Origin of the sequence: Thioclava dalianensis, assembly GCF_000715505.1 — a bacterium.
In the GTDB taxonomy this organism is placed as follows: domain Bacteria; phylum Pseudomonadota; class Alphaproteobacteria; order Rhodobacterales; family Rhodobacteraceae; genus Thioclava; species Thioclava dalianensis.
The window spans coordinates 1-4665 of sequence record NZ_JHEH01000072.1 but is presented as its reverse complement, the minus strand read 5'-3'; the positions used below and the strand labels follow the sequence as shown (position 1 = coordinate 4665).

General features: G+C 58.2%; 7 protein-coding genes. 6 read left to right on the top strand and 1 reads right to left on the bottom strand.

The window, feature by feature from the left end:
* The coding region (locus DL1_RS21935; RefSeq protein WP_038070138.1) for a hypothetical protein at nucleotides 1-194 on the top strand (194 nt) is incomplete at its 5' end.
* Nucleotides 195-361: 167 nt separating this feature from the next.
* Here the strand turns inward: DL1_RS21935 and DL1_RS21775 are convergent.
* Nucleotides 362-532 carry a hypothetical protein gene (locus tag DL1_RS21775; RefSeq protein ID WP_156022758.1) on the bottom strand — a complete coding sequence of 57 codons (171 nt, stop codon included), beginning with the start codon at nucleotides 530-532 and terminating at the stop codon, nucleotides 362-364.
* Between the two features lie 313 nt (nucleotides 533-845).
* Between DL1_RS21775 and DL1_RS20345 the strand changes: the two genes are divergently transcribed.
* The 5 genes from DL1_RS20345 to DL1_RS22190 are packed head-to-tail and all read left to right on the top strand — an operon-like array spanning nucleotide 846 to nucleotide 4636.
* Nucleotides 846-1061 (top strand): hypothetical protein, encoded by a 216-nt coding sequence (locus DL1_RS20345; RefSeq protein WP_009574146.1) that lies wholly within the window; start codon nucleotides 846-848, stop codon nucleotides 1059-1061.
* Nucleotides 1058-2458: a TolC family protein gene (locus DL1_RS20340; RefSeq protein WP_009574145.1), complete on the top strand. Its 1401-nt coding sequence runs from the start codon at nucleotides 1058-1060 to the stop codon at nucleotides 2456-2458. The genes DL1_RS20345 and DL1_RS20340 overlap by 4 nt, the downstream gene beginning before the upstream one ends.
* The gene (locus tag DL1_RS20335) at nucleotides 2455-3822 is read left to right on the top strand and encodes a multicopper oxidase family protein (protein WP_038147513.1); all 1368 of its coding nucleotides are present in this window, start codon (nucleotides 2455-2457) and stop codon (nucleotides 3820-3822) included. The genes DL1_RS20340 and DL1_RS20335 overlap by 4 nt, the downstream gene beginning before the upstream one ends.
* 26 nt (nucleotides 3823-3848) lie before the next feature.
* On the top strand, nucleotides 3849-4325 hold the full coding sequence (locus DL1_RS22195; RefSeq protein WP_009574143.1) for a cupredoxin domain-containing protein: 477 nt from the start codon (nucleotides 3849-3851) through the stop codon (nucleotides 4323-4325).
* 23 nt (nucleotides 4326-4348) lie between these two features.
* Nucleotides 4349-4636, top strand: a complete 288-nt coding sequence (locus DL1_RS22190; protein ID WP_009574142.1) for a copper-binding protein — start codon at nucleotides 4349-4351, stop codon at nucleotides 4634-4636.
* Nucleotides 4637-4665 lie beyond the last annotated feature (29 nt).

The following is a 4665-nucleotide window of genomic DNA, read 5'->3' as shown; positions in this document are numbered from 1 at the left end:
CCGAACGACCGTTCTTGCCTCAGTCGCAAGACGACATGCGTGCCTACGCCGATCTGATCAGAAGCGATTTCGAGGCCTACATTGCCGATGTGCAGGACTACTTCCGTTGTCTCGACGCCGAGCGCGCTCGCGCCTTTGTTGAGGCGAGGGAGGTCAGTGATGACTACGCTAGGTTCCTGAATGCTCTCGAGTAAGCGACTACGGGTTTGTGCCGCCAGTAGAAATCAACCGTTAGACCAACGCTCCGTCAGTCTCCAACGCAATGATGTTTTTCAAGCGGGCGATCATGTCGTCACCGCTTGCGACATCTACGCTCGCACATTCATTGATCGATTAGGATTTCAGCAGTTTTTTCAAACTTCTACGAAGAATGTATGAAAAATTTGCCCACACGTTTTGGTGACTTGCCGACATTTTGTTTCAGCAATACAGCTTCAAAAATGATGTACAGGATTCGGGCCGTTTTTGGGATACTCCAGATTGCCTCCATATTGGTGGCAGTGACCCTGATGCCGTCCAATGCATCAGCCATGGTTTCGTGCTCTGTTGAACAAGTCGCTCAGGAGTCTTCAAACGAGCGCCACCATCATGAAACGGACATTCCGGCTGCAGATATCGACCATGGAGCAGACCACTGTGCGTCACATATCTGCGTGGTCGGTGACTTCGTAGGTGCCGAAAGTTGCACAAAGCAGTCCGCTAATGTTTCCCTCCGGTCCTGGGATATTGCGTCCCTAGTCCGTTCGGCCACACCCGAAGGTTTGCGGCGCCCTCCTCGCGCCTGATGCACCTGTAGCCGCAGTTTGACTGCGACCATCTGCATCTGACATTTCGAGGAAATCTAAGTGAAAATTCTGCTTGCGGCATCCTTGCCGCTGTTCGGGGCCGCCTGCTCGGCGCTTCCTGAACTTGAAACCGTGCCAGCGCTTACGGCGGCGGTTACATCGCCTGTGGTCGCGTCTGCGCAACCCGGGCCTGTTGTTGCTTACGCGGGCTACTCGGTCGGAGAACCGGCCGAATGGCGGATGCTGAATGATGAACAACGGGAGGGTGGCGAATGAAACTGCCTCTTCTCATGGGGTCCATGTTGCTGGTGTCCGCCTGCGCCAGTCCTGCCGTTCTTGAGCGTGCAAAACCAGATCGCGCGGGCTTTGGCAGTGTCGAGACGGGTGCACGCCAGGCTCTAGGGGCCACACCGATCTGGAACCTGTCTGCCGCGGACCTTGAGGAAACGCGCAAGAGGGTTCACGCCATGGTGCATGGTAAGACCGTCAGCGCCGACACCGCAGTGCAGGTTGCCCTGATAAGCAGTCCCGCACTTCAAGCCAGCTTCGCTGAGCTAGGTCTGTCCTCAACTGACTTATGGGAAGTGGCTATGGGGCCGGTGCCCTCGATCGGTGTGTCAATCTCCGGGTTGGCTGGCGATGTCACTCGCACACTTGAGGCAACATTAATCAACTCCCTGCTCGACGTGGCAACATCCGCACCGCGGACCCAACTTGCGGAGATTCGCTTCAGACAATCCGAACTTGCTGCGCTCGCCGACACGATAGACTTGGCCGTTGAAACCCGCCGGGCCTGGATTGAGGCGGTTGGCGCTTTCGAAGCCGCTGCACTGATCGCTCAAACTCAGGGCACTGCCGAGGCAGCGTCCGAACTTGCTGTGCAACTGGGCCGTACCGGCGCGATGAGCAAGGCCGATCAAGCAAGGGAGCATGCCTTTACTGCTGAGCTTGCCGCCGAACGTGCAGCCGCCCAATTGGAGGCGCAATTGGCCAAAGAAAAACTGCTTCGGCTGATGGGGCTTTGGGGTAGCGACACCACTGTATTCGTGCCGGACTCGCTGCCCGCCTTGCCTGGTGGCCCGCGCGTTGCAGGAAATATCGAACAGCTGGCACTGGCAAACCGCGTAGACCTGGCATCTGGAAAGCTGGAACTCGAGGCGCTCGCGCTGGACTACCGTCTGACCGGGCAAACCCGTATGGTCTCGGACGTCCAGTTGGTGGCTGGTTTCGACCTGGAACGTGCAGCCGGAGAAACCGAGGCCAATCCAGCGCTTGCTCTAGATTTCGAGATCCCGCTCTACGACACCGGTCCGCTGGTGTCGAAGCGTGGCCGCATGGCCTATCTGCAGGCAGCGAACAGGCTGGCCCAGCAGGCCGTCGATGCGCGTTCGGACGCACGCATGGCCTATAGGGCCATCACCGGTCGCCATAGCATCGCGCGGCATTGGCGCGACTCTGTTTTGCCTCTGCGACGCCAGATCGATGACGAAGCGCTGCTGTCCTACAACGGCATGCTGACCTCGACCTTTGAATTGATCGCTGATGCCCAGGAGGGGCTCGCTTCGCGCCTCTCTGCCGCAGAAGCGAAACGTGACTACTGGCTTGCCGAAACAGACGCGACCGCGGCGATTTGGGGCGGGGCAATTACTCTGACCGGAGGTAGCGAAGAATGATGAACCGTCGTCAATTACTGGGCGCGGGATTGACCGCGAGCGCTGGAGCTGTGCTGGCGAACGCCGGGGCCGCGCAAACACGCTTTCGCGATCTGCCCGAGGCCGCCTTTACCGACAGCCCCTATACACAAGTTCCCCCAAGGCCTTCGGATCGGTTCGACTACAACCCCGTTGTAACACTGAACGGATGGTCTTTGCCGTATCGCATGAACGGAGATGTAAAGGAGTTCCACCTCGTTGCAGAGCCTGTTGAAAGGATTATGGCGGACGGGATGATTGCGCGGCTCTGGGGCTACAATGGCCAATCCACCGGACCCACAATCGAAGCGGTCGAAGGCGAGCGGGTGCGTATTTACGTAACCAACCGTCTTCCGGAACATACCAGCGTGCATTGGCACGGACTGATCCTGCCATCGGGAATGGATGGAGTTGGTGGTTTGTCGCATCCCGGCATCCCGCCGGGTAAGACCTTCGTCTACGAGTTCGACCTCATCAAGTCCGGCACCTTCATGTACCACCCGCATGCGGACGAGATGGTACAGATGGCCATGGGCATGATGGGGCTCTTCATCGTGCATCCGCGCGACCCGGCGTTCATGCCGGTGGACCGGGATTTCGCGTTCCTCCTTGCGGCCTATGACATCGACCCGGGGACCTACATCCCGCGCGTGGCCGAGATGACCAATTTCAACATGTGGACCTGGAACAGCCGGATCTTCCCGGACATCGATCCTCTGGTGGTCAACAAGGGGGACCGTGTCCGTGTGCGTTGTGGCAACCTGACGATGACCAACCACCCAATTCACATGCATGGCTATGACTTTCAGGTCACCTGTACTGACGGAGGCTGGGTGCCGGAAAGTGCCCGTTGGCCCGAGGTCTCGATCGACATTCCTGTAGGCGCCATGCGCGCCTACGAGTTCGACGCGATTCACGAAGGTGACTGGGCGATCCACTGCCACAAGTCGCACCACACCATGAATGCTATGGGCCACGACATCCCTACATTTATTGGCGCCGACAAGTCCCGCCTGACCCAAATGATCCGCCGCCAGCAGCCTGGCTACATGCCGATGGGCACGGCGGGTATGGCGGATATGGGCGAGATGTCGATGGAGATCCCCGAGAACACCGTGCCGATGATGACCGGATGGGGGCCGCATGGCCCATTGGAAATGGGTGGCATGTTTAGCGTGGTGAAGGTTCGCGAGGGCATCGACCGCGACGATTACAGCGATCCTGGCTGGTACGACAACCCGCCCGGAACACAGGCCTACGAATGGACGGGCGAGCTGCCCGAACATGCATACAACACCAGTCCGAAAACCGTGATCACGCCGCGCGGCGGCGTGCGGCAGGGCTGATGCCAGAGCACAGGAGAAACACGCTCATGAAAACTGCACTTTTGACATTGGGGCTGGCCCTGATTCCCGCCCTCGCAATTGCGGACGCCGGGCACGGCAACGGTCAAATGGCCATCGGCATGCCTGCGATGCATGGCCATGAACCCACGCGAACCATCGATGTGATAATGCGTGAGGACTACGACAAGGACGCACCGTTCGTCTTCGAACCCTCCTCGGAAATGACTTTTTCTGAGGGTGAAACCGTGCGCCTGCGCATCACGAACATGGGTGAGGAAACCCACGAGTTCGTGATGGATTCGATGGCACAAAACGCTGAACACAAAGAGCTGATGGCCAAGTTCCCTGAGATGGAACATGACGACCCTAACGCTGTGCGCCTTGAACCAGGTGAAGAGGCGGAGATCCTTTGGACTTTCAACAAGGCCGGCAACTTCGAATTCGCCTGCCTGCTGCCCGGCCACTATGAAGGCGGCATGCACGGCGCCCTTACTGTCAACTGATCTCAAATCAAAGGAAACCAATCATGACCAAATTTTTGACGCTCGCCGCTGCCCTTCTGATGACCGCTGGAACTGCAATTGCTGCTAGCGATAGTGCCATGTCCTCGGGCACGGTGACCAAGATCGATGCCAAGTGGAACAAGATTACTGTCGACCATGGCCCGCTGGAAAACCTCGACATGCCAGCAATGAAAATGGTCTTCGTTCTCGCCGATCCCGCGATGCTGGAAGGGCTGAGTGAAGGCGCACAGATCAACTTCGTTGCCGACCGTGTGAATGGCAAGCTGACTATTACAGAGCTGGTGCAGTAACTACAGGTCGCGCGCCCTGTCTCGCAGGG

Coding starts and splice junctions, on each gene's coding strand:
- DL1_RS21775 (WP_156022758.1), bottom strand. CDS start 532: ATGGCTGATGCATTGGACGGCATCAGGGTCACTGCCACCAATATGGAG.
- DL1_RS20340 (WP_009574145.1), top strand. CDS start 1,058: ATGAAACTGCCTCTTCTCATGGGGTCCATGTTGCTGGTGTCCGCCTGC.
- DL1_RS20335 (WP_038147513.1), top strand. CDS start 2,455: ATGATGAACCGTCGTCAATTACTGGGCGCGGGATTGACCGCGAGCGCT.
- DL1_RS22195 (WP_009574143.1), top strand. CDS start 3,849: ATGAAAACTGCACTTTTGACATTGGGGCTGGCCCTGATTCCCGCCCTC.
- DL1_RS22190 (WP_009574142.1), top strand. CDS start 4,349: ATGACCAAATTTTTGACGCTCGCCGCTGCCCTTCTGATGACCGCTGGA.